The sequence below is a fragment of the Salipiger mangrovisoli genome (genome assembly GCF_015223355.1).
GTDB lineage: Bacteria > Pseudomonadota > Alphaproteobacteria > Rhodobacterales > Rhodobacteraceae > Salipiger > Salipiger mangrovisoli.
Map to the genome: position 1 here is coordinate 20,250 of NZ_JADFFK010000025.1, position 23,978 is coordinate 44,227.

General features: G+C 64.5%; 21 protein-coding genes, 1 tRNA gene and 2 pseudogenes. 6 read left to right on the forward strand and 18 right to left on the reverse strand.

Going from position 1 to position 23,978, the window contains the following annotated elements; genetic code table 11:
- The 3 genes from IQ782_RS24565 to IQ782_RS24575 form a co-directional block, all read right to left on the reverse strand.
- A complete protein-coding gene (locus tag IQ782_RS24565; protein WP_194137317.1) occupies positions 1-576 on the reverse strand; it encodes a TRAP transporter small permease subunit in 576 nt (191 codons plus the stop codon).
- Positions 577-727: 151 nt separating this feature from the next.
- Positions 728-1,780, reverse strand: coding sequence for a TRAP transporter substrate-binding protein (locus IQ782_RS24570; RefSeq protein ID WP_194137318.1), 1,053 nt, complete (start codon positions 1,778-1,780; stop codon positions 728-730).
- Positions 1,781-1,806: 26 nt separating this feature from the next.
- A complete protein-coding gene (locus IQ782_RS24575) occupies positions 1,807-2,619 on the reverse strand; it encodes an alpha/beta fold hydrolase (protein ID WP_194137319.1) in 813 nt (270 codons plus the stop codon).
- A 110-nt stretch (positions 2,620-2,729) separates the two neighbouring features.
- On the opposite strand from IQ782_RS24575, the gene IQ782_RS24580 reads away from it, so the two are divergent.
- Positions 2,730-3,641: a helix-turn-helix domain-containing protein gene (locus tag IQ782_RS24580; protein WP_194137320.1), complete on the forward strand. Its 912-nt coding sequence runs from the start codon at positions 2,730-2,732 to the stop codon at positions 3,639-3,641.
- 650 nt (positions 3,642-4,291) lie between these two features.
- Here IQ782_RS24580 and IQ782_RS24585 read toward each other — a convergent pair.
- Positions 4,292-6,616, reverse strand: a complete 2,325-nt coding sequence (locus IQ782_RS24585; RefSeq protein WP_194137321.1) for a membrane-bound PQQ-dependent dehydrogenase, glucose/quinate/shikimate family — start codon at positions 6,614-6,616, stop codon at positions 4,292-4,294.
- 352 nt (positions 6,617-6,968) lie between these two features.
- Here IQ782_RS24585 and IQ782_RS24590 point away from each other — a divergent pair, with 352 nt between their 5' ends.
- A complete protein-coding gene (locus tag IQ782_RS24590; RefSeq protein ID WP_194137322.1) occupies positions 6,969-7,526 on the forward strand; it encodes a TetR family transcriptional regulator in 558 nt (185 codons plus the stop codon).
- 28 nt (positions 7,527-7,554) lie between these two features.
- Here the strand turns inward: IQ782_RS24590 and IQ782_RS24595 are convergent.
- From IQ782_RS24595 to IQ782_RS24600, 3 genes and pseudogenes are all read right to left on the reverse strand, one after another.
- A pseudogene (locus IQ782_RS24595) lies at positions 7,555-7,786 on the reverse strand (IS5/IS1182 family transposase); the annotation flags it as partial.
- A pseudogene (locus tag IQ782_RS30350) lies at positions 7,780-7,866 on the reverse strand (DUF6880 family protein); the annotation flags it as partial. The pseudogenes IQ782_RS24595 and IQ782_RS30350, both read right to left, overlap by 7 nt.
- Before the next feature lie 145 nt (positions 7,867-8,011).
- Positions 8,012-8,323: an ETC complex I subunit gene (locus tag IQ782_RS24600; RefSeq protein ID WP_194137323.1), complete on the reverse strand. Its 312-nt coding sequence runs from the start codon at positions 8,321-8,323 to the stop codon at positions 8,012-8,014.
- Positions 8,324-8,554: 231 nt separating this feature from the next.
- Between IQ782_RS24600 and uvrB the strand changes: the two genes are divergently transcribed.
- Positions 8,555-10,753 carry an excinuclease ABC subunit UvrB gene (gene uvrB, locus IQ782_RS24605; protein WP_277347902.1) on the forward strand — a complete coding sequence of 733 codons (2,199 nt, stop codon included), beginning with the start codon at positions 8,555-8,557 and terminating at the stop codon, positions 10,751-10,753.
- Positions 10,754-10,840: 87 nt separating this feature from the next.
- Here the strand turns inward: uvrB and IQ782_RS24610 are convergent, their stop codons facing one another.
- Both IQ782_RS24610 and IQ782_RS24615 read right to left on the reverse strand, forming a co-directional pair.
- A complete protein-coding gene (locus IQ782_RS24610; RefSeq protein ID WP_194137324.1) occupies positions 10,841-11,134 on the reverse strand; it encodes a hypothetical protein in 294 nt (97 codons plus the stop codon).
- A gap of 140 nt (positions 11,135-11,274) precedes the next feature.
- Positions 11,275-11,547: an I78 family peptidase inhibitor gene (locus IQ782_RS24615; protein ID WP_194137325.1), complete on the reverse strand. Its 273-nt coding sequence runs from the start codon at positions 11,545-11,547 to the stop codon at positions 11,275-11,277.
- A 119-nt stretch (positions 11,548-11,666) separates the two neighbouring features.
- Between IQ782_RS24615 and IQ782_RS24620 the strand changes: the two genes are divergently transcribed.
- On the forward strand, positions 11,667-12,077 hold the full coding sequence (locus IQ782_RS24620; RefSeq protein WP_194137326.1) for an excinuclease ABC subunit B: 411 nt from the start codon (positions 11,667-11,669) through the stop codon (positions 12,075-12,077).
- 29 nt (positions 12,078-12,106) lie between these two features.
- On the opposite strand, the gene IQ782_RS24625 is transcribed toward IQ782_RS24620, so the two are convergent.
- The 3 genes from IQ782_RS24625 to IQ782_RS24635 form a co-directional block, all read right to left on the reverse strand.
- Entirely contained in the window at positions 12,107-12,643 is a 537-nt protein-coding gene (locus IQ782_RS24625) for an HdeD family acid-resistance protein (protein WP_194137327.1), read from the reverse strand.
- Positions 12,644-12,713: 70 nt separating this feature from the next.
- The gene (locus tag IQ782_RS24630) at positions 12,714-13,811 is read right to left on the reverse strand and encodes an AI-2E family transporter (protein WP_240989558.1); all 1,098 of its coding nucleotides are present in this window, start codon (positions 13,809-13,811) and stop codon (positions 12,714-12,716) included.
- A 75-nt stretch (positions 13,812-13,886) separates the two neighbouring features.
- Positions 13,887-15,413 (reverse strand): phospholipase D family protein, encoded by a 1,527-nt coding sequence (locus IQ782_RS24635; RefSeq protein ID WP_194137329.1) that lies wholly within the window; start codon positions 15,411-15,413, stop codon positions 13,887-13,889.
- Between the two features lie 229 nt (positions 15,414-15,642).
- On the opposite strand from IQ782_RS24635, the gene IQ782_RS24640 reads away from it, so the two are divergent.
- A tRNA-Arg gene (locus tag IQ782_RS24640) sits at positions 15,643-15,719 on the forward strand.
- A 152-nt stretch (positions 15,720-15,871) separates the two neighbouring features.
- Here IQ782_RS24640 and IQ782_RS24645 read toward each other — a convergent pair.
- The 5 genes from IQ782_RS24645 to IQ782_RS24665 all read right to left on the reverse strand — a co-directional run bounded on the left by IQ782_RS24645 (position 15,872) and on the right by IQ782_RS24665 (position 21,843).
- Positions 15,872-17,740 (reverse strand): TniQ family protein, encoded by a 1,869-nt coding sequence (locus tag IQ782_RS24645; protein ID WP_194137330.1) that lies wholly within the window; start codon positions 17,738-17,740, stop codon positions 15,872-15,874.
- 382 nt (positions 17,741-18,122) lie between these two features.
- A complete protein-coding gene (locus IQ782_RS24650; protein WP_194137331.1) occupies positions 18,123-18,824 on the reverse strand; it encodes a DUF4405 domain-containing protein in 702 nt (233 codons plus the stop codon).
- Complete coding sequence (locus IQ782_RS24655) at positions 18,821-19,291, reverse strand: cytochrome P460 family protein (RefSeq protein ID WP_194137332.1); 471 nt, start codon at positions 19,289-19,291, stop codon at positions 18,821-18,823. The genes IQ782_RS24650 and IQ782_RS24655 overlap by 4 nt, the downstream gene beginning before the upstream one ends.
- Before the next feature lie 153 nt (positions 19,292-19,444).
- Positions 19,445-20,434, reverse strand: coding sequence for an aldo/keto reductase (locus tag IQ782_RS24660; RefSeq protein ID WP_194137333.1), 990 nt, complete (start codon positions 20,432-20,434; stop codon positions 19,445-19,447).
- A 26-nt stretch (positions 20,435-20,460) separates the two neighbouring features.
- Positions 20,461-21,843: an MFS transporter gene (locus IQ782_RS24665; RefSeq protein ID WP_194137334.1), complete on the reverse strand. Its 1,383-nt coding sequence runs from the start codon at positions 21,841-21,843 to the stop codon at positions 20,461-20,463.
- Between the two features lie 118 nt (positions 21,844-21,961).
- Between IQ782_RS24665 and IQ782_RS24670 the strand changes: the two genes are divergently transcribed.
- On the forward strand, positions 21,962-22,855 hold the full coding sequence (locus tag IQ782_RS24670; protein WP_194137335.1) for a LysR family transcriptional regulator: 894 nt from the start codon (positions 21,962-21,964) through the stop codon (positions 22,853-22,855).
- Between the two features lie 34 nt (positions 22,856-22,889).
- Here the strand turns inward: IQ782_RS24670 and IQ782_RS24675 are convergent, their stop codons facing one another.
- On the reverse strand, positions 22,890-23,963 hold the full coding sequence (locus IQ782_RS24675; RefSeq protein ID WP_194137336.1) for an alpha/beta hydrolase: 1,074 nt from the start codon (positions 23,961-23,963) through the stop codon (positions 22,890-22,892).
- Positions 23,964-23,978 lie beyond the last annotated feature (15 nt).

A 23,978-nucleotide genomic window follows, 5' to 3' on the forward strand; every position in this document is an offset into this window, starting at 1 on the left:
TCAGTGTCCTTCCGGCGCCTGGCGCCGCTTGAGCGATGCGAGCTCGGCGTCGGTCTCGGCTGCTATGTCGTCGATGTCGAGGTCACGGGCGGCGGCTTCGACGCCGCCCTCTCCGAAGAGTTTCGCAAGCGCCCGGATCAGCGTGACCGCGATCACCAGCGTGAAGGTGGCCAATGCGATCAGCCAGATGCCCTGCGGGTAGATCAGCGGCGTGCCGAGCGGTGTCGGCGAGACCGCTCCAAGCTCGTAGGACCGCAGCCATTCCGCGCCGCCGCGCCAGGTCAGCAGTGCGGCGAAGGCGAGCAGCGTCAGGTGGGACGCGACGTTGAGCACCAGCCGCAGCCCGTGGGGGAAACGTGCGACGATCAGGTTGATCCGGATATGCGCGTTGGCCACATAGGCCGCGACAAAGCCGACGGCGCCGCCAATGGCGTAGACGTAGCCCCCGATTTCATCGACCCCGGCAAGCGAGTGATTGAAGAGCTTTCGGCTCAGAACCTCGTAGGCCGTGAGAAAGGCGAGGCCAAGAAAACCGGCCCCCGCAAGGATCGTCACGATATCCAAAACTTTGCGCATCTGCCGCTCCGTCGCGCCTTCGTTGATCTGCCGACCAGCGTGACGCCTCGGCGCAACCTGAATGTCGGTAGGAAAAGGAGCCACCGGGCCGAAAGGGAAAAGACCGGCGGCAGTGAAGGTCAGCCCTTGGTACAGGCTGACCCAAGGGAGGTCATTCGATCGTGTAGCCGGTCGCGGCACCGACGGTTTCGTTCCAAATCGATGTGCATTCGCCGAATGCGGCATCGCAATCCTCGGCCCAGCCCGGCAGAACCGCCGCGTTCACCGCTTCGTTCAGCTTTTCTTCGTCTTCCGGGCCGTATTCGACAAGTTTCATGTCCGCCGCCTCGCCGAAGGTGCATTCGCCCTCGCCAGTGTTGCAGGCGATCCCCTGAGCGGTGGCGTCCTCGGCAACCGACCACATCTTGTCTTCCATCTTGGCAAACTCGGCGGCAAGCGCTGCGCGATCATCCTCGGGCAGCTCGTCCCAGAAGTCGCCGTTCGCAACGTGAAGCTGGTTGGCCCAGGTCAGAGGAAGCGTGAAGAGCGTGTCGGTCACCTCGTGCCATTTCGCTTCGTAGCCCGACAGCGACGCGGCGATGGCACAATCGACGACGCCGCGCTGAAGGCTCGGGTAGACCTCCGAGAACGGCAGGGTGACACCGCTGGCACCGAAGTAGGTCACGAGGTCATTGAGCGCCGGCGAGAAGACCCGGACCTTCTTGCCTTCGAGGTCGGACAGGCTGTTCAGCTCTCCTCGGCAGAAGAGCATCGAGGCCGGATAGGGCCAGATGGTCAGCAGTTCACCGCCGAATTTCTCGCGCACCCGTTCTGCGAGCGGCGCGCGGTAGGCGTCGATCGCCGCGCGATTTGTGGCGAGCTCGGGCATGATGCCGGGCAGGTCGAGGCCCATCACGAAAGGATCGTCGCCCGAGACGTAACCCGGCGAGATTTCCATGATCTGGAAGACACCCGATTGCAGCTGGCGGAAGCCGTCGTACCCCTTGAGGCCGAGCTCGTCGATCGAGCGGAACCGCACCGAAACCGTGCCATCGGTCGCCTCTTCGAGCCCCTCGAAGAACGGCTTTTCGATTTCGGCGTTCTGGTACTGGTTGGAAAACCCGCCGAGCACGTTGGCGGTGGTCTGCGCCGAGGCGGCAGCCGGCACCAGCAGGGTGCTGAGAACGGTGGCGCCGAGCGCGAGCTTGAAACGCGAGAGCGTCATGGTGGTGATCCTTTCTGTTGGAGACCTTACTGGGCCGCTTTTGTTGTTCCGCCTCTCACATCGTCGAGGAACGCATGGAAGACGGTGTCGAACTCGAGTTTGGATTCGAGCATGGGGGAGTGGCCGCAGTCCTTGAAGACATGCAGCCGGGCGTCGGGAATACCGGCCATCAGAAGCTCGGCGTGTTCCATCGGGCGCCCAGAGTCCTCGGTCGGATGCAGCACCAGCGTCGGAGCCGCGACCTTCGGAAGATCGTCCACTAGATCGGTGTCGAGCAGGCTCGCCTGGATGTCGATCACTGCCTGCATGGGCGCCTGCATGGCACGCGACACATAGGCGTCGAAGAACCCCTCGGGCGGCTCCTTGTAGAACCATTTCGCGCTGATCTCGCGCATCAGCTCTTCGGTGATGCCGTTGGCCTTGCGCATGGTGGCAAGCAGGTCACGACCGGTGTTGTGATTCTTCATCGTCGGGCCGCTGCCGACCGTGACGAGACCACCGATCACCTCGGGGAAGTTGATCGCCGCCTGCTGACAGACGACGCCGCCCATGGAATGGCCGACGATGACCGGGCGCTCGAGCCCGAGGGCCTGGGCGAAATGTGCGACCCGTGCCGCAAGGCTTTCAATCGTGTAGCCATCCGGCGGCGCATCGGAGCGCAGGAAGTTATTGATCGCGTAACCGCAAAAGCCGTTCGGAAGGCTCTCCATTGTCAGGTGCCACAGCTCCGAGGAGCTGCCGAACCCGCCATGCACGAAGATGACCGGGTAGCCGTCCTGTTCGGTCCGATCGTAAACGACCTTGGCCCCGTCGACGGTGGTGGAAAGATGCGTCAGCATGGTTGTCCCTCATTTTCTTGCCACCATCGCCCAAGAAAGGGGTGTCAGAAAAGTTTCAAGATGTGATAAATATGAAAAATTAGGTTATGCATTCTCATGGGATGAGACAAATGGCGAAGACGGGACCAGCCTTCCCCGACATCGGCGACCGCCTGCGGACGTATCGCATCGCTTCCGGTCGCAGCGTGGACGATCTCGCCGCCCGTCTCGGGGTAAGCCGTGCGGCCGTCTATCGCTACGAGAAGGGCGATGTGGTCAAAATCGAGACGGTGCAGAAGCTCGCCAACCTGCTGCATGTGCCGATGACAGCGCTGCTGGGGATCGACATCGAATTCGTATCGGATGGAATCGTGTTCTTCGAGCGCGTCCGGCAGATCGAGGCCCGGGCGCTGTCTGCGGTGATCGTCTTCGGACCCATCGCCTATATGCTCACATCTGACGAGTACGATGTTGTCCTGCGAGAAGCGCTCTCCGAAACCTTTCCGGACATCTCGACGGGAGTTGAGTTGCGACTGGACCAGCTTCTCACCTCGTTGCGTGGTCGCAAGGAGACGTTTCGCGCGCGGCGCATGGGGCTCGTATCAATTTCCTCGGTGCCCGAGATCGAGCGGTTCCTTGCCACCGGCCTCGTCGCGCGGTCCAATGTTTCGGCGCACGTCACCAAGGCGCGCCGCGGCCATGCGGTGCGGGAAGTCAGGCATATCGCGCGGATGCTGCGCACTCCGGAGATGGGGGTGCAGATCGGCGTGCTGACCGAGGGCCTGCCGGTGTCCGGCTTTCAGATCATCCGCGAGATGGACCGCAGCCGCGTCGTCAACAGCCCGTTCCGTGTCGTCGACATTCCCAACGTCCGCTACGGTGTCGCGTCGATCATCGACATGGAACACGTTGTGCAAATGCATGAGGATATCGCGAACCGGCTCTGGACCTCGGCCCTCACCGGGGAACCGGCGGCGCGGCTGCTCGAAGATCTCGCCAACCGCGCCGAGGCCGAAATTGACTCCAGCTACGCCTCCGGTTGAGTGGGAAACCGCGCTGCGCGGTGCCATTTTCCCCATCCGTTGAGCAGTGGCTAAAGCAGTGCGCTGACCGTGACCTCGACGCGCGGGTGAACCAATAAATCGCTTCGCGTATAAACGGCAGAATTTCCGGCTGCCCATGAGCGGCATGTCAGGAAATGGGGGTTCTTCGTGGAGCAAGGGCCCCCAAACCACGGCACAGAGCTGTCGGCATCGGCGCAATGGCCAGCATATGCGGGTGCCGAAGATAAGATGCGCCGACGCGCAGACGACCTGCGCGCTCGGACAGGGGTAGATCGACAGTGCAACGGATATTCCAGAGAACATGGCCAAGGGTGACCGACCTGCGTGTCACCGTAGCGGACCTGGGCGACATTGCGGCGCTGAAGCAGCGGATGGAAATGCAGTACAGTCATAGGGTGGCCGACCATCGGTCTCACTCCTCGCACTGATCTGCCTCGGGAGACGGCTACGGGTCTGTTCGTCGCCTGCACCTTCGACCAGCAGAAACCGGTCTTCGGCTCCTTCTGGCTCCACAGTTTCCTCCCCGTCGGCCCCAGCCCATTCGGGCATGCATGGCGCGGGCTCCGGCCAAAGAGCGGTCGGGGCCCCGCGGGCCCCGACCAAGGTCTTTCATGGAGCCACCGGAAGGCTCAGTCCGGCAGGGTGAAGGCCATCAGGTAGTCGCCGGTCACCGGAGACTGCGCGGAGCCGCCGACCGACAGAAGGACGTACTCCTTGCCGTTCTCGGGCGAGACATAGACCATCGGCGTCGCGCTGGCGCCGACCGGCAAGGGCATCTTGAGCAGTTCCTCGCCCGTCGCCGCATCATAGGCCCGCAGGAAGTAATCCTGTGTCCCCGCGAAGAACACCAGGCCGCCGGCGGTCACGGTGGTGCCCGCGTAGCTGGGCATGCCCATGGTCATCGGCAGGCCGAGCTTCATGCCGAGAGGGCCAAGTTCGCTGGCGGTGCCCGACGCGACCTGCCAGGCAATCTCGCGCGTGTCCATGTCGATCGCGGTGACCGTGCCCAGCGGCGGCTGGGTGCAGGGTACACCAAGCGCCGAGGCCCACATGCGAAGCTCGTGACCGTAGGGCGTCCCCTGCATCGGGGCCAGGCTGTGGCCATCCGGGGTCGCGTCCCGTGTCTTGGTGATCTCGGTGTATTCCTCGCGCGGGATCAGGCGGTGGGCATAGACCATCTGCATGTCGTTGACGAAGAGCAGGCGATTGACCGGGTCATAAGACGCGCTGCCCCAGTTGAACCCGCCCGAGGGCGCCGGATACTCAAGAGCCCAGTCGGTGCCCGGAGGGGTGAACTCGCCATCCCAGCGCTGCTGGCGGAAGGCGATCCGGCAAGTCAGCTGGTCGAACATGGTCATGCCCCAGGACTTGGCCTCGGTCAGCTCGCCAATGCTGAAGTTCGGCATCCCGACTGAGTAGGGCTGGGTCGGGGCAGGGGTGATGTCCGGGGCGCCGCCGGTCGTCGCCACGGGGCGCTCCTCGATCTCGGTCAGCGTCGTGCCGTCGCGACGGTCGAAGGTGAAGATCTCGCCGCGCTTGGTCAGCAGCACGAGCGCCGGGACCATCTCGCCCGCGTCGTTCTTCATGTCGATCAGCGCGGGCTGCGAAGGCAAGTCGAGGTCCCACAGATCGTCATGAACCGTCTGGTAGTGCCAGACCGGACGCCCGGTTGCACCGTTCAGCGCGACGATGGCCGTGTTGTAGGGGCGCGATTGCTCCGGCCGGTCCGCCAGCCAGTAGTCGGTGCCCGCGCTGCCCATCGGGGCATAGATCATGTCGAGCTCGGGGTCGTATGCGGCATGGGTCCACATGTTGGGAGTACCGAGCGTGTAGGTCGTCTCGTCACCGGTCGGTTCGGCAGTGGTCTCCGGGGCGCCCGGATCCCAGGCCCAGAGCAGTGCGCCCGAGCGGACGTCGAAGGCCCGCACCGCGCCGGAAGGCTCGCCGATCGCCTGGTTGTCCGCGATCCAGCCGCCGACGATGATCTTGTCGTTCGCAACGAGCGGAGCGGAGGTCTGGAAGTAGTATTGCGGCCCCGTTTCGACCATGCGGTCCCGCAAGTCGACTTCGCCGTTGGTGCCGAAGTCCTCGCAGAGCGCGCCCGTCGCTGCATCCAGTTCGAACAGGCGGGCGTCGATCGTATTGCCGATGATCCGCTCGTGGCAGGGGGCATCCTCGGGCGTGTCGGCGTCGAGATGGTAGCCCAGGCCACGGCAGCGCAGGAACCCGACGGCGTCCGCCTTCGGATCATAGGTCCACTTGCCCTCGCCGGTCGTGGCATCGATCGCGTGGATGACGTTCTCGGGGGTGCAGGAGTACAGCGTATTGTCGATCTGCAGCGGTGTGTTCTGATCGACCTTCCAGGGGTTGGTCTCGTCTCGCCCCGTTTCGTAGGTCCAGGCGAGCTCGAGCGAGCCCACGTTCTCGCGGTTGATCTGGGTGAAGGGCGAATAGCGGGTGCCCATCGTGTCACGGCTGTAGGCCGTCCAGTTGAGCGGCGCGTTGTCAGACTCTGCGACGACGAACTCTCCAGGGTCGTTCGGGCTCACGTAGGGGACGTTGATGAAGCCCCTGGCCAGGAAGCCGCCGAAGGCAAGGATGCCGACAACGCCGGCGGCCAGCAGCCCCTTGCCGACCTTGTCAAACCGCGAGGAGAAAAGAAGCGCGGCGGCGATCGCGAAGCCGAGCGGAGCAAGAAGGCGCGGGAACCAGCCCCAGTAGTCCGTGCCGACTTCCCAGAAGGACCAGATCAGGGTGACGAGCAGAAGGGCCAGCACGACGCCGGCACCGCGACGGTCCTGTCGCGCGATCAGATAGGCCGCGACCAGGTATCCCAATCCGGTGAGCGCATAGTACCAGGACCCGCCGGCACCGGCCAGCTTTGCGCCCAGGACCACCAGGTAAAGCGCTGCAACAGCAAGAATTGCTGCGAAGCACCATCGTAAGAACTTCATTGGGTCGGCTACCTTTCCTGTACCAGGCAGATGACGCCGGACCTCCAAGCGGGCGCCGAATTTCGGGGGCTTGGAGCGCGGACCGTGGCCGGGACGGTCAATGCATGACACGGCGACCCGAAGGATCGGGGGCGCCCATCCGAGCCACTGGGCGGGCACGCCTGCGAAGGGGCGCCCGTTCGCGGAGCGACATCTGCGTTCGTTGTGTCGGCGAGGATGTGGCGCCGAGAAACCTGGTCGCCTGCCCGCCATTGATGTGATTTTATCGAACAGTGCGGAATGCAATCTAACACTGTTAGTCATGCGTTATATTGACGCTACCGCCGCGTCAAGGGCCACCAGCGAGGATTGAATGGACCGTGATACCGTAATCGAGCAAGGCTTGGCCCTGGCGCATGAGCAGGGCCTCGACGCGTTGAGCCTCAGGACCCTCGCGACCCGCCTTGGCGTAAAGGCCCCCTCTCTCTATTGGCATGTGGCGAACAAGGGCGATCTTCTGGCTGCCATGGGCGAACGGTTGCTCTGGGACTGCCTCGGTGAAATTCCGGAGGTCTCGACATGGCAGGATTGGTTGCGCGCATACGGGCGCCAACTCTGGCTGACCCAGTCGACCTTCAGGGATTCCGGCCAGCTGCTGATGGCTCTGCGCAGCAACGCTGTCGGGTGCGAGCGTGTGAACGCCGAGATCACCTCGCGTCTGGGGGCTTTTGGCGTGCCCCCTGACAACGCCAGGGTCATGCAATGGTCAGTACAGACACTGATGTGTGGCAGTCTCGCCATCGCGCAGGTGACCTACGCGTCTCCCGCTTCAGTCGAAGCCGCTTCGCTCGACAATCTGGAAGCGCTTGTCGCGGGCTGGTCGGCACGCTCGGCAGACGGCTTTCCAAGCACGGACTATCTTTCCGAGTGACGCCCTCAGGCTCCAGGCTCATTGATTTTCAGAGCCAGAAGATACCGGTAGCGGCGCGGGTCATGGCTGAGGAAGACCTTCGGGCATCGGCCCGAGCGGTTTGCGACGCGCCGCCAGTCCCTGAGCCTGCCAAGCATGATCTTGCTGCGGTTGCTTCGCTTGCAGCGGCGGCGAACATGTCGAGCCGTGCTCCTTCTACGCTTCCGGCCCGGAATGCAAATCCTAGAGCCCTTGTCTTTGAGGCCGTCTCTGAACCAGTCACCGCCTCGAGCAGCAGGTCGGCCAGCGTGTCGGCACCCAGCTCGAGGAGGTTCTTCTTGTTCAGAGCCTTGCCTGCCATCGGGGTCCTCCTCGTATGCACTAGTCTTGCGCCGGATCATGCGCGCCGCCGCGCGCTTTGCAAGCATGCGCTAGATATGGAAAGGGCACCCAATGGGCGCCCTACATGTAGATCCCTGGAAAAAACTCAGGTGTCTCTTACACCCTCAGTGCGTCCAGGCGCCCCGGCGGTCGACCGCGAAATTTTCAGCATAGCCGCGGGCGCGGAGGTTGGGTTTGCGCTTGTTGGGCTCGTTCACCTGCGCCTCGATGCCGTTCTCCGCGGCATAGGCCAGTGCGGCCTCTTTGGTGTCGAACTTCAGCCGCACCTGGCTCTGCGTGTCCGACGAAGAGGTCCAGCCCATCAGCGGGTCGACCTCGCGAGCCGAGGCCGGGAAGAATTCCAGAACCCAGTCCCTCGTCTTTGCTTGTCCCGAAGACATGGCCGTCTTGGCCGGCTGGTAAATCCGTGCGCGCATGGAATCCCTCCTGACATTCATTGGCGTTATCGGGAATTTATACTGCCGGGGCAAGAGATCGCGGTGAGGCAGTGCGGCAAATCTTCCGCAACCCTTGCGTCTCGCCCATATTAGAGGAACATTCCGTGAAAATGCCCGGCCACCGGGCCTGAGTCCCCGCTGACCCCGATCGAAGCCTCTTGAAACTGCCGCTCGGCGCGACACCTCTTGCACGCGCCCGGAGATGACCCCATGCCCTATTCCCATTCCGATAAGTCGATGCCGATGATGCACGCCCCCGCGCCGGACGTCCGGACGCGCGAGAAGCTCGAGGGCGGCATCAGCTTCCGCATGCAAACCGAATTCTTGCCCGCGGGCGACCAGCCGACAGCCATCGCGGAACTGGCGCAGGGGGTGCGGGACGGCGAGCGCAGCCAGGTGCTGCTCGGGGCCACCGGCACCGGCAAGACCTTCACCATGGCCAAGATCATCGAGGAAACGCAGCGCCCGGCGATCATCCTCGCCCCCAACAAGACGCTGGCGGCGCAGCTCTACGGCGAGTTCAAGGGCTTCTTCCCGGACAACGCGGTGGAATACTTCGTGTCCTACTACGACTACTACCAGCCCGAGGCCTACGTGCCGCGCTCGGACACCTACATCGAGAAGGAAAGCCAGATCAACGAGCAGATCGACCGGATGCGCCACTCGGCGACCCGGGCGCTGCTCGAGCGCGACGACGTGATCATCGTCGCCTCGGTCTCCTGCATCTACGGCATCGGCTCGGTCGAGACCTACGGCGCGATGACCCAGGACCTGCACGCCGGCAGCGAATACGACCAGCGCAAGATCATCGCCGATCTGGTGGCGCAGCAGTACCGCCGCAACGACGCGGGCTTTTCGCGCGGGGCGTTCCGGGTGCGCGGCGACTCCCTGGAGATTTGGCCCGCCCACCTCGAGGACCGGGCCTGGAAGCTGTCCTTCTTCGGCGAGGAGCTGGAGAGCATCACCGAGTTCGACCCGCTGACCGGCGAGAAGACCGGCAGCTTCGAGCGCATCCGCGTCTACGCCAACTCGCACTACGTGACGCCGAAGCCGACAATGCAGCAGGCGGTCATCCAGATCAAAAAGGAGCTGCGCCAGCGGCTCGACCAGCTCGTCGCCGAGGGCAAGCTGCTGGAGGCGCAGCGGCTCGAGCAGCGCACCAACTTCGACATCGAGATGCTCGAGGCGACGGGCGTGTGCAACGGCATCGAGAATTACTCGCGCTACCTGACGGGCCGGGCGCCGGGCGAGCCGCCGCCCACGCTTTTCGAGTTCATCCCGGATCACGCCATCGTCTTCGCCGATGAGAGCCACGTTTCGGTTCCGCAGATCGGCGCCATGTACAAGGGCGACTACCGGCGCAAGTTCACCCTGGCCGAGCACGGCTTCCGGCTGCCGTCCTGCATGGACAACCGCCCGCTCAAGTTCGAGGAATGGGACGCCATGCGCCCGCAGTCGGTCTTCGTCTCGGCGACCCCGTCGAACTGGGAGCTGGAGCAGGCGGGCGGGGTCTTTGCGGAACAGGTGATCCGCCCGACGGGCCTTCTGGACCCGATGGTCGAAATCCGCCCGGTGAAGACACAAGTGGACGACCTGTTGGACGAAATCCGGCGGGTGACGGCAAAGGGCTACCGCACGCTCTGCACCGTGCTCACCAAGCGGATGGCCGAGGACCTGACCGAATACCTGCACGAGCAGGGGATCAAAGTGCGCTACATGCACTCGGATATCGATACCATTGAGCGCATCGAGATCCTGCGCGATCTGCGGCTCGGGGCGTTTGACGTGCTGGTCGGGATCAACCTTCTGCGCGAGGGGCTCGACATTCCCGAATGCGGGCTCGTGGCCATTCTCGATGCCGACAAGGAAGGTTTCCTGCGCTCCGAGACCTCGCTGATCCAGACCATCGGCCGCGCCGCGCGAAATGCCGACGGGCGGGTGATCATGTACGCCGACCGCGTCACCGGCTCGATGGAGCGGGCGCTGGCCGAGACCGAGCGGCGGCGTGAAAAGCAGGTCGCCTACAACGAGGAACACGGCATCACCCCGGCGACGGTGAAGAAGAACGTCGACGACATCCTCGCCGGTCTCTACCAGGGCGACGTCGACATGAACCGGGTCACCGCCACGATCGAGTCCAAGCACCAGGGCTCGAACCTGACGGCGGTGCTCGACGGGCTGCGCACCGACATGCGCAAGGCGGCCGAGAACCTCGAGTTCGAGGAGGCCGCGCGGCTGCGCGACGAGATCAAGCGGCTCGAAGCGGTCGACCTGGCGATCCACGACGACCCTCTGGCGCGGCAGTCGGCGGTCGAGGCGGCCTCGGAGGCAGCGGTGAAGACTCGCGGCCGCTCGACTGCCGGGCGCCCTGGCCAGCATGGCGGCAATGTAAAGCGACGCAAGCGGTGAGCCTTGCCTGGCATTGAACCGACGGACGGCAAAAAGCCCCTCTCCACATTCGGTGAAGAGGGGCTTTTCCGTCTTGTAAGGCAGCGATCAGCTGTCGTTCTTTTCGTCCGGCGGGGTGACCTCGATGTTCGGCAGGGTGACCTCGGCCTCCTTGGTGTCGACCTCGACGTCGACATCCGGCACGGTCACGCTCTCGGTCTTGGTTCCGACCTCTACAGAACCGACCTCGGCATCAACCTCGGGCAGTTCACCGCCATCGACCGAGACGTCCACGTCGGGCAGGCGGCCCTCCTTGGTGACGTCGAAGTCGATCATGTAGGCTCCGACGCCGATGACGACGGCGGCAGCGGCGACGAGGGCAACGATGGATCCGGTACGCATGTTCAGTTCCCTTCCGTTTTTGTCCGGCGCTGTGTTGCGCCGTGATGTTCGGTAAAGGAACCGTGAGATGGGCTTGATGGTTCCGAAAATATTGTCCGGAACCAACGCCTTATATTGTGCGTTCTTAGCCGCGGCAGCGGTCAGCCGCAGAACACCCGCAGGATCTGACCGGCGCTGTCGGTCTCGATGTTCATCCGGTCCATGCGGAAATCCATCGTCATGGGCTGGTTCGGCCCGAGAATTCGCAGCTTGTCCCCGGCGGTGAGGCCCAGTTCCTCCACCGGCTGACCGATGTGAGTCTGGTAGGCCGCCGCGCCGCAGGTGTCGGCCCCGGTCTCGGTTTCGGTCTCGGCTTCGCTGCACCCGGCAATGCCGGCACAGAGCCCCAGCATGATCGTGATCCGTCCCATCATGGTCTTTCTCCTTTGCTCGACTTGTCAGTCAGATAGGTCACGCGAACGTGCGTCTCAACCGTCTGGCCGCGCGAATGAGCGACTCGACCCAATTGCGGATCGGGGGTAGCATTTTCGTCATGCGCCAGATCGTTCTCGCCTCGCTTCTCGGACTCGCCGCTTGCAGCACGCCCTACGAGCGCTGCAACCGCGATGCCGCGAACCTTTACAGCCAGGCGATGCGGGAGCGGGCAGAGATCGCCAAGGACCTGGCCCGCGGATTCACCTACAGCACCGAGTGGGAAACCCGTCTGCGCTGGGACGTCTGCGGCAGCCATCACGGGTATCTGCACTATTGCTGGCGCCACGACACCGAGCCGGTGACCCGCCGGGTTCCGATCAATGCCGAGGAACTGCGCCGTCGCGATGCAGCGCTCGAAGAGCAGATCCCGCAGCTGCGGCGCGACGCGGCGGCGGGCCAGTCGGAGTGCCGCAAACGCTACCCGGCCGAGGTCGAGGCAGCGCTTCCGGCATCCTCCAGCAAGGGCTGAACCGGCAGGCCGAAAGGCAGGGCGCCAGTTCAGGCGGCGGGCTTCCGCAGCTCGGGATGTTGTTTCAGCACCAGTCCGAAGGCGACCATCGCAACGCCGGTCGAGAGCAGTTCCACCGAGAGCAGCACGCCCAGCACCACTGCGGCCGAGGAAGGGAAGTTGGTGAAGATCATGATCGCCAGCACCACCGAGATCGCACCGCTGATGATCATCAGCATCTTGTAGCGGCTCTCGGTGACGGAGAAGGCGTAGATCACCTTTGCCACGCCGCTGACCAGGAACAGGATGGCCGCAACCAGGGTCAGCGAGATCAGGCCCTCGAGCGGATTGGCCAGGAAGCTGATGCCGAGCCAGAGGTAGATGATCGTCATCAGGATGGCGAGCAGACGTTCCTTCATGCGCGTGACGCGGAAGATGCTGATCGCCTGGATCACGCCGATGATCAGGAAGAACCAGGCGACGATGGTTTGCGCCGCCACCGAGGCGGCGAAGGGGTTGAGAAGCGCGACCACCCCGCCGACGATGCTCGCGATACCGAGGATAACCCAGGTGAGCCAATGCTGCATTTCCAAATTCCTTCGATGCCAGCCGGTCAAATTCCGGTGACACGACGGTGCGCCTGTACCCCCCTTCGTGTCAACTATCTGTTAACACTTGCGAAGAGTCCTCGGTGACGCCGGGCCGGGTTGGCCCGTCCACGCGCTCGGCGAGCAGCAGCGCAAGCCAGCGGGTTTTCTCGAAACTGGCGAGGACGATGGCGAGGATCGAGGTCAGCGGCACGGCGAGGATCGCGCCGGGGATGCCCCAGAGCGTCGTCCAGAGCGCCAGCGCCAGCAGCACCACGAAGGGGCTCAGGTTGAGTTGCCGCCCGATCAGCCGCGGCTCGACGATGTTTCCGAGCGTGACCTGGATCGCGGTCAGCGCCGCGCCGAGTCCCACGGTCAGCCCGATGGAGCCGAACTGCGCCAGTGACAGCGCGACGGGAAAGGCCACCGCCAGCAGCGAGCCGACGTAGGGGATGTAATTCAGAACCCCGATCACCACTGCCCAGAACAGCGCGAAATCCACGTTGAAAGCCCAGAGGATGGCGTAAGAGACCGCGCCCAGCACGACGTTGATCAGCGTCTTGAAGGCGAGGTACCGGCTGATCTTGTCGTTGATCGCACCGACCACGGCGAGCACCCGCGCGCTTTGTTCCGGGGACTTCAGCCCGGCGCTCAGGCGGCGCTGGAACGAACGCCGCTCGGCCGTGATAAAGGCGGCGTAGATGATCACCATCAGCACGACCGAACCAAGGTTGGTAAAGCCGCCCAGAACCGCCAGAGAGAACCTTCGCAGATCGATCCGACCGATGGTCTCGGCGGTGACGCGATCCCAAAGAACGTCGTCCTCGAAATGGAAATAGGCACCGATCCCGTCGACCATGGTGCGCAGGTTCTCCTCGTAGGTCGGGGCGACGGACATGATGTCACGCACGGTGGCCGAGAAGACGGCCGCCAGGACGAAGACCACGGCGGCGGCGCAAATCAGGAGCAGCAGGCGCAACACGCCAAAGGGCAGACGTCCAAGGATCGGCAGGCGGCGCAGGGCTCCCGCCACGGATTCCAGCAGGTAGACCAGGATCGTAGCGGTGACGATCGGCAGCAGGATATTGCGGCCGAGCACAAGCAATGTTCCGGCCGCGAGCACGAAGACGGTGGACAGCACGAGCGTCTGGAACGGGGTGTCCTTCATCGTCAACGGATCATCCTCTTGGCACGGTTCGCCGGAGTGGGGACGAAGTCGGCCGGGATGTCAACGCGGCGGGGTTCAGAGCTGGCTGGCGATCGGCAGGAGGCCGGTCAGCCAGGCGGTGGTGGCGCGCATCGTCGAGAGGATGGGCTCGGAGCGGAAAAGCCGCCAGCGGTCGCCCTCGGCATGTTCAAGCCATTGCATCCGGCCCTGCTCATCGAGCCGCAGGTGGAAGGCGGCATCGGGCAGCAGCATCTTGAAGTTCGCCGCCGCCTGCGCGGCAAGCTCGGGCGACTCGACGAGGATTCCCATCTCGGAGTTGATCCGAACCGAGCGCGGGTCCCAGTTGAACGAGCCGATGAAGAGCAGCTTGCGGTCCAGCACGAACGCTTTGGCATGCAGCGCAGAGCGCGACAGGCCGAGCCCCGACAGCGTGCGGTCGGGGCGGTCCTTTTCGGCGCGCAACTCCCACAGGTCCACCCCCGCCTCCAGCAACTCACGTCGCGAATGGGCGTAATGGGCATAGACCGCGGGCACATCGGTGGCATCGAGGGAGTTGGTCAGCACCGTCACCTCGACGCCGCGGGCCTCAAGCGATTTGAGCAGGGCGGTGCCGCTGTCGCGGGGCACGAAATAGGCCGAGACCACCAGGAACTCGCTTTCCAGCGCGGTGACGTAGGGCAGCATCGAGGCGGCGAAGGTCTCCGAGGCGGGCAGATCGCCAGCGGCCTTCTGCGGCGGGTCGGCGAGCAGCGTGGCCTTCGCGGCGGTGAGCCGGGGCGGCTGCCGCTTCAGGGTCGCGACGTGCGCGGTGAGGGCGCTGCCATAGGGCGTCTGCGCAATTTCCTGGCGCATCCCGGTCAAACGATCGCGCACCGCGGCGAGGTCTGGGCCGTCTTTCTTGGGGGCGATCACCAAGGCCGCGGGGATGGCGTAGCGGCTGTTCCAATAGGCGTCGAATGAGCGGCCGACCTCGGCGACAACCGGCCCGGCGGCCAGAAGATCGAGGTCGTCGTAGTTGGAATCCTCGCGCGCCGAAAAGTACTCGTCGCCGATGTTGCGGCCGCCGACGATGGTGGCGCGCCCATCGAAGGTCATCGACTTATTGTGCATCCGGCGGTTGATCCTGCGAAATTCAAACAGCGCCGAAAGCGCCTTCCCGTGCGAGCGGGCAAAGGGATTGAACAGGCGGATCTCGATGTTCGGATGGGTTTCGAGCGCGTGGGTGGTCTCGTCGTAGCCGCGCGTGTCCATGTCGTCGAGCAGCAGCCGTACCCGCACGCCTCGATCCGCCGCGCGCAGCAGGGCGTCGGCGAAGAGCCGTCCGGCCTCGTCGTTGTGCAGAAGGTAGTACTGCGCGTCGATGCTGGTGGTGGCGATCTCGGCGAGCGCCAGCCGAAGCGCCAGCGCATCGATGCCGTTCCCCACGATATGCACCCCGGATTTTCCGTCGGCGCGGCCCTGCCACTTGCGGGCGATCTGCGAGAGCGGTGCCGTGCTTGGGGCGACCAGCGCGGCGCTTGCGGTGCGCGGGCCCTGCGGCGGCTGGCTGGCGCAGGCTGTCAGCAGGAGGCAGGTGAGAAGGGCACAGATCAACCGGAACATGGTGGCCTCGGTTCTTGAGCACGGGTGTTCAGACTGGTCGAGCCTTGCTGCCTAGGCAAGCCATCCGCGCAACGTCGCAGGTCGAGCGCGGCATTTGCGCCGCAGGCGGGGCGGGGCCTGCGCCGCCGCCTGCAGCCAAGACATCCTGAGCCCGGCACGCTTCGAGCCGGTGCGGTGGAGGCAGGGCGCTGTTGCGGATGGTTTCGAGCTGGGCTACTCACTCTCCGACGGGTCATTAGCTCAGTTGGATAGAGCAACCGCCTTCTAAGCGGTCGGTCGAGGGTTCGAATCCTTCATGGCCCGCCACCCTGCATTCAGTCCTGCCAATGAAGCATAAGCTTGCACGTTTTGGCGGTTTCCATGCACACCCCCTGTCAAGAGGCTTGGGGTGCGGTATCGAGGTTTACTTCTAGCACACTGGGACAGAACGGTATTTCAGCATGACCCGTGGCTATCGGTCACTTACCTCCCTGAGATTTCAGGAGTGCCACAACCGGCTCAACAGCGTTGCGAAGATAGACCGGTCCGACACCCAAGCCGTTCGGGCGGAACGGCTGGACCCCCTCGCTCTGCAGAACGGCACGAATCGTGTTCAAATGCGCACCGGTTTCGGCCGACAGCATTGATGGTGTCGTGTAGTTGGCCGCAAACGCAGCGATGTCGTCGCGGCTCATGCGCCATTCCCGACGCCTGGTCGCAGGATTCAAAACCAACGTCGCAGGCGTGTAACCACCTTCGATCAGAGCTAGGAATTGACCTTTCCCCCGAATGCCCGCCGACCGAGCGAAGGCCGCTGCTGTCACCTCTCCCTGGCTGATCGATGGCTTGCGCTTCGGCGCGACCTTCGCGTTGAACGCAGCAACCTCGGCGATTTCCACCACAAGCCCGTGGTAACCGAAAACATCAGGACGCTGACCAAGGCGCAGAGACCCCGTCCGGATGGCCGCAATGATCTCGGCAACAGGAAGGTCCAGCCGCTTGTGAACGAGTTGGATCGTCTCCCACCCTGGCTCCTCTGGAGCCACCGGCTGCGCGTAGGCCTCCAACTCCTCAAGAAGGGCTTGGCCATCCGCAATCCGCCAAGGCGATTTGATCGTTGCAACTTTGGTCCTCGGGACGAGGACACCGTCTGCCTTCAACCCGTTCAATTCGGCCAAGGTCGCGCCGATTGCCTTTCGCAGCGCAATGGGACCAACCAGCGTCGGGATTTCATCAAGGACGTGCTGCCAGGCCTTCGCATCAAAGGTCTTGCGGGCATCGGCACGCGCGTCACTGGGCGCGAACGCGCCTGCTTCCGTCAAGAAATCATCCAGAACAGCCGTGCCGATGCCGGTTTCCTTTGATGCTGACGTGAGGGAGTGAAGGCGCCGCTCTGTCACGGTCTGCCCGAGAAGGTCATCACCTGGCGCCAACGGCCATATTTCCAGGAAATAGTTTCGAAGGATCCCGCGAAACCCCGAAAAGGCATCGTCATCAAGATAGATGCCCTTGAGATGTTTGAAGAGCGGACCCAACTCGCCCTGCGTCACGATGTGGCCGCCGTCCTGTGACCGCATGAGGATGTCCAGGGCCGCTCGGATCCCATCGGGACCTTGCGAGACAAAGGCAAAGCCCGTGGCCTTGGCGCGCCGATCGTCCGGGGCCTCGCCCTGTTTGCGCAGCAAGGCTGAACCGATGAACTCACAGAGCGTGATCGCCGGAAACACTGGCTGTGAGGCAAGCCATGTGTCGTCCGCAGCGATACCCTGCGAGAGACGCTTATCAAGCCAAAGGTCATAGTCGGTAGGATCGATGCGCGCGCAGTCGAATGATCCTGCTCGCAGGCCTGGCAGGATTTCCTCCAATCGCGCTCCAATATTATCCCGTTCGATGGGGCGCGCGCTGGACCACAAGGGAACGAGCGGATGGTGATGCTGGTGGCAAATATCAACACCTCTGCAGAGCCAGTCCCCCCGCAAAGCAATGTGCCGCAACGGATGCGGCTGATCATCTGCCTGCTCACGCATGCAGTGCGGACAGCCCCGAATGATCGGGTTTCGCAGGGCCCGCGAGACGAAGACTTCCTTCCGAAACCGCATCCGGACGTCTCCGATGCGTTCACCTGTCCAGGAGAGTAGCTCGGCGAGCTGCGTGGCCGACACCCCTGCGCGTTCTGCAAAAATCGCGACAGCCTCTTCGTCCTGCTCCAGGATACGCCGAAAGGTGGTGCCGAGATCGAGGGCGAAGTTGGCAGCGTCGGTTCCATTCAGGATTGCCATGCGCGAAAACAGCGACGGGAGCGTCTCGCGGTCAACGGGCTCCACTGTAAGGGCGAGTTTCCGCAGCAAGTACACCTCCTGTGTGATCAAACGCCTCACGTGTTGCGATACGCGGCTCCATAGCCGTTTCGGGATCGGATGCGAAGTCGCCATTCGCTGCAAGCGCAAATTAGAGACATGTGCCATGCGGGGTCCGATAGGCTTGCTACCGACGTGAACGGCCCTAACCCGACCTTGGGGCTGGACGACCTCGCTGCGGCGCAGCTCCACCGAAACAGTCGTTCATGCGTCGCGCAGCATTTTTCTACGGACAAGGTACGCTGTGCGGGACTAACCGGACATTGTCCCGCTCGCTTCACGACCCGAAAGCAACCATTCAGGCAGAGCGCAATGATAGGCCCCTCCGAACCCACATCTGTCCTCGCGAGTTACTTGGATGGATCGCTGGGAGTCACGACCGAGACTTTCCCGAGAACAGCCCGGTTGGGACTTGAACCACACGCAAAAGCAACTGCGCTGCAACTGCCAGCGTTAGAAGCGCCGCTCCCCAGTGGAGGAAGAAGGGGAGCACCGACGCATTGAAATCCCACATCGACAGCGAGTAGCGGAAGCCGAGACGGGGCCAGAAGCCCAGCAAGGTCCCGCTGGCGATCCCTTGCAGGGCCCCGGCGATGCCGATTGCCCAGGCGAGCAGCCCGGCCCAGCGGGGCCAGGGGCGCCGGGTCGCCGTCCGCAGCAGCGCCGCGATGCGGTTCCAGTTCACTCCGAGATGCAGCGCCGCCAGTGCGATGGCCCAGTAGGCGGCGAACCAGTGCACCTCTTGCATCAGGAAGATGCGCGGAATGGGCAGCCAACCGGCCAGCGTGCGTGAGACGGCGAGGCTGCTGACCAGCAGGATTACCAGCGTCACCGAGAGCAGCACGCCGAGGACGAGGTTGAGCGCCCGCTGCGTCGTCATTCGGCCACCGCGATGCCCCTTCCACCAGAAGAGGTTGTTGGCGACGTGGCGCAGCACGATCAGCAGGAAGACGGTGCCGAGAGCCTCGTGCATGCCATTGCCGAGCCACCAGTAGGCGAAGGCCAACACGAGGCAGAGCAGCATGGCGCCGTCGAGCAGGAGGCGCGGAACAGGGCGGGTCCAGCGAAAATTCATTGCTCGAACGCGCGGGCGTCGCTGTAGGTGTACATGAAATTCCGCCCCTCGCGCGACATGTGGCAGGAGCGGCAGCGCTGGGTGTTCTCGTCCGCGTTGATCGAGCCGTCGGGCCAGTACCACTGGAACTGCCAGTCGTCGGTTCGGCTCGCCTCGTCATAGGCCTCGCCGAAGCCTTCGCCCTTTTCCATGACAAAAAGCCGGTAGACCTCGCCCTCGCGCCAGTCCTGCAGAATGACCTGGGTGCCGTCTGGGATTTCGCCCCCGGACTTGAGCGCCGCAAGCGCCTCGGGCGAAGTGTACATGAACTCGGTCACATCGCCGCGTGTTACGGTGGTGTAATGCACCAGCTCGGCCAGCATGGCCTCGTCCGGGAAGCGCACCTCGTTGGGCTCGGCCAGCGCGGCGATGGCGGCAAGCGCCGCAAGCCCGAAGCCGGCAGAAAGGGTGGCGAATGGTTGTCCCATATGGGTCTCCCTTGGTGTCGTTGCTCTCAGGCCGCAAATGGCGCGAGACGGTTGGGTCCGCCCAAGACCTGTGGTCTCAGGCGGCATTCGATCAGCCGGGTGAAGGGGATAGCCGTCATAAGCCCGGCTGATCAATGGCCGGGCCCGGGTGGCTCAGAGGCCGGTCATCTTCAGCACGGCTTCCGGCAGCCGGTCGCCTTCGACCGAAATCGCATCCGCAGCAATGGTGATGCGGGCGAGGTCCTCCGCCGTCAGGTCCAGATCCAGGGCGCCGAGGTTTTCGTCCAGCCGGTGCGCCTTGGTGGTGCCGGGGATCGGCACGATGGAGGGCGACTGCGCCAGCAGCCAGGCCAGCGCGATCTGGGCCGGGGTGGCCTGCTTCTCGGCGGCGACGGTCTTCACCAGGTCGACCAGCGCCATGTTGGCGGCGCGGGCCTCGGGGGCGAAGCGCGGCACGGCCGAGCGGAAGTCGTCAGCGGCAAAGACGGTGTCCATAGTGATCTGGCCGGTCAGGAACCCCGCGCCCAGCGGGCTGAAGGGCACGAAGCCAATGCCCAGATCCGCAAGCAACGCCAGCAGCGCTGCCTCCGGCCCGCGCCAGAACAGCGAGTATTCGCTCTGCACAGCGCTGAGCGGTTTGACCGCATGGGCGCGGCGGATGGTGTCGAGCCCGGCTTCCGAGAGGCCCCAGTGCAGCACCTTGCCCTCGTCGATCAGCTCGGCGACGGCGCCCGCCACGTCCTCGATCGGCACCTCGGGATCGACGCGGTGCTGGTACAGCAGGTCAATCCGGTCGGTGCGCAGGCGTTGCAGCATCGCCTCGACCGCGGCCTTGATATGCGCCGGGCGGCTGTTGGTGCCGGGGCCGCGCGCGCCGGTCTCCGGGTCGATGTCGAAGCCGAACTTGGTGGCGATCTTCACCTGGTCACGGACCGGCTGAAGTGCCTCGCCGACAAGGCGTTCGTTGTCGAAGGGGCCGTAGGCCTCGGCCGTGTCGAAGAGCGTCACGCCCTTGTCGACGGCGCCGCGGATAAGGGCGATCATCTGTCCGTGATCGGCTGCTGGCCCATAGGCCGAGGTCATCGACATGCTGCCAAGACCCATGGCGGATACGTCAAGCGTTCCAAGAGTACGGTGTTTCATGAGGAGTTCTCCGTTCTGAAGGGCGCTCAGGCGAGGCGCCGCAGGATGAAAAGCCTGGAGATGACGAGCGCGGCGAGCACGAGGACCGCGCCGCCCATCAGGGCATGAGAGGTGCGTTCGGCGATGGCGGCGGCCGAGGAGCCGGCAGCCGAGGTCAGGGTGGCCAGCGCCACCAGCAGCGCGAGGCCGAGTGACGAGCCCATCTGGTGGGCGACGTTCACCGTGCCCGAGGCGGCGCCGATGTCGCGCGCCTCAACGGCAGCAATGCCGGCGGAGGTCAGCGGCGCCATGGCGGCGCCCTGCCCGAAGCCCACGAGGATCATCGGCAGCATGATCTGGGTAAAGAGGTTGCTGTCGGTCCCGAGGAGCGAGAGCCAGGCAAGGCCGAGGCCGCAGCTGACAAAGCTCGCGACCAGCACGGGGCCGCGGCCGACCCGGTCGATCATCCGGGGCACGTTCATGGCTGCCACGAAGTTGACGAGCGTCGCAGGCAGGAATGCAAGCCCGGTCATCGCGGCGCTCAGACCCAGGACCTCCTGCATGTATTGCGCCACGAAGAAGTAGAAGGCGACGTTGGCCCCGAGGAACAGCACGCGTGCAGCATAGGCGCCACTGCGCTCGGCGTGGCTCAGCAGGCGCAGTGGCAAGAGCGGCTCGCGCACCCGCGCCTCGAGCAGCAGGAAGGCGAGGATCAGCAGCGCCCCCGCGGCCAGCACCCCGAAGGAGCCCCAGTTGCCCCAGCCGGTCTCGGCGGCATGGACCGACGCGAAGACCAGCCCTCCCAGTCCCAGAGTCGAGAGCAGGGCGCCGCCAAGGTCGATGCGGCCGCGATAGGTCTCGGTCTCCCCGACAAAGCGCAGGGCGACCACCAGCAGGCCAAGGCTCACCGGCAGGTTCAGGAAGAAGCCCGCGCGCCACGAGATGAGATCCGCCAGCAGCCCGCCCAGCACCATGCCGAAACTCGCGTAGACGCCCGCGGCGGCCGAGTACCAGGCGACGGCGCGGTTGCGTTCTTCGCCCGCAGGGAAGGTGACCTGCAGGAGCGCCAGCGTCGATGGCGCGAGGATCGCCGCCCCGAGGCCCTGCACCGCGCGCGCGGCGACGATGAAACCCGCCCCCTGCGCCGCGCCGATGGCCAGCGAGGCCAGCGCGAAGATCGCAAGGCCGATGATGTACATCCGCCGCCGCCCGAAGAGGTCGCCAAGCTTGCCGCCGAGCAGCAGGAAGCCACCGAAGAACAGCGTGTAGATGCTCGAGACCCAGGATAGGCCGGCGTCGCTGAAGCCGAGGTCGGCCTGAAGCCGGGGCAGCGCGGTCAGCACGATGGAGATGTCGAGCACGATCATGGCGTAGCTCAGGACAATGAGCGCCAGGATTGCCCTTCTCTGCGTTGTGGATGTCTGAGGCATGGTCCGATCCGATGGGAGGTTTGGCCCCGCCCGGGGCTTGCCGGTTATCTAATCCATTCCCATTTCATCGATTAGACAGATAAAGTCGAAAGCCGTCATAAGCAGGGATACATAATCGATGCGCCGCACCTTCAATGAGCTCTACGCCTTCACCGTCGTCGCGCGGCACCGGAGCTTCACCCGCGCGGCGGCGCATCTCGGCATGTCGCAATCGGCGCTGTCGCAGACGGTGAAGAACCTTGAGGAGTCGCTGGGTGTCCGGCTGCTGACGCGCTCGACCCGCAGCGTCTCGCCGACCGAGGCGGGCGAGCGGTTGCTGTCGCGCCTCGGCCCACAGTTCGACGAGATGGAGGATGCGCTCGACGAGCTGAACACCAACCGCCAGAGCCCGCGCGGCACGATCCGCATCAGCGCCGGCGAGCATCCCGCAATCGCGGTGCTTCAGCCGAAGCTGACGGAGTTCCTCGAGGCCTATCCCGACATCACAGTCGAAATTGGCGTCGATGGCGGGATGATCGACATCGTGGCCGAAGGCTTCGACGCGGGGGTGCGCCTTGGCCAGCAGGTGGCCAAGGACATGATCGCCGTGCGGATCAGCCATGACATTCGCGTGTGCATGGTGGCCGCCCCGAGCTATCTGGGTGCCCACCCGGCCCCGCAGACGCCGGACGAACTAACCGAACACCGATGCATCAACGTGCGCCTTCCGACGCATAACGGCGTCTTTGCCTGGGAGTTGGAGAAGCACGGGCAGGAAACCCGGGTGCGGGTCGACGGGCCCGTGACCTTCAACAACCTGCCCCTGCGGCTGGCCTCAACGCTCGACGGGATCGGCATCGGTTACCTGCCCGTTGACATGGTCGAGCCCTTTCTCGCGGATGGCCGGCTCAAGCCGGTGCTTGAGGACTGGTGGCCCACCTGGGAAGGCTACCACCTCTACTACCCCAACCGCCGCCAGATGAGCCCGGCTTTCCGCCTGCTCATCGACCACCTGCGCCACCGGGCCGGCTGAGACCCGCACCGCCTACGGCGGTGCGGGTACAATGTCACTGGGCGAGACCGCCAAGCCCCTTCGCCTCGATCCACTCGGCCGCCAGATCGGCGATCTGCGCGTTGTTCAGATCCGAGAAGATGAAGTGGGTGTTGCCGATGATCCCCTCCTCGGGCAGGTGAACCAGAGTTGCGTCGCCACCGCGGGCGTTGATCGCGTTGACCCAGAGCCGCGCCATGGCCAGCCGCGTGCGCCAGTTGTCGAGGCCGAAGAGATCGGTCGGCTCCTCGGGGATGTTGTCGCCGTAGTAAACGATGATCGGGATCTGCGTCAGCTTCTGGAAATCCGCGTCCGGAATGGCGACCGGCTCCAGCGTTCCGGCAGCGCCGCTCATCGGCTCGGGCATTTCGCTCTCGGGGAAGACGTAGCCGCTGCCGGGCTCGTAGGAGATCACCGCGCGCACGTCCGGGTTCTTGATCGCGGTCAGCCAGCCAGGCCCGCCGGCCTGAGAGTGTGTGACGAGGATCGACGGGCCGATCCGATCCACCAGCGCCGAGACGCCGTCGCTGACCACCTCGGGATCGAAAGCGCCGGTGTTCGGCGTCACCGAGCGGAAGAATTCTCCCAGCGTTTCCTCGGAGCCGTCGAACTGCACGCCGTCGAAATACTCCGGCCACTGGCCGATGCGGAACATGTCGAAATAGAGCTGGTCGAAGGCCATCGGGCTGACCTCGGCCGCGGCGGTGCTGTTGCCCGCACGGCCGCGGCGCGGCTGGTCGATGGTGTAGACCGGGAAGTGGCGGCGGAGCATCAGCGTTTGGAACCCCTCGCGGCCATCGGCGGTGGTCTCCCAGCTCTTGCCCGACTGGAAGGCCCCGTGCCAGAGCACCAGCGGCAGCGAGCGCGGCGCCTCAGGCACCTGGTAGAAGGCATAGGCGTGATCGCCATGAAAACTCTGCCCGGCGGTGTCCATGGGACTGCGGTGATCGAAGCTGCCGGGCTCGGTCGTCACCGTGCCGCCGGCGCTGAAGCTGCCCTGGTCGATGATCGTCAGCGGCTCGAAGGCGAAGGCCTGCGCGGCGAGCCCCAGGCTCGCGGTGGCGGAGAGAAGCAGGGTTCGAAGAGTCATGGCGCATCCTTGGTT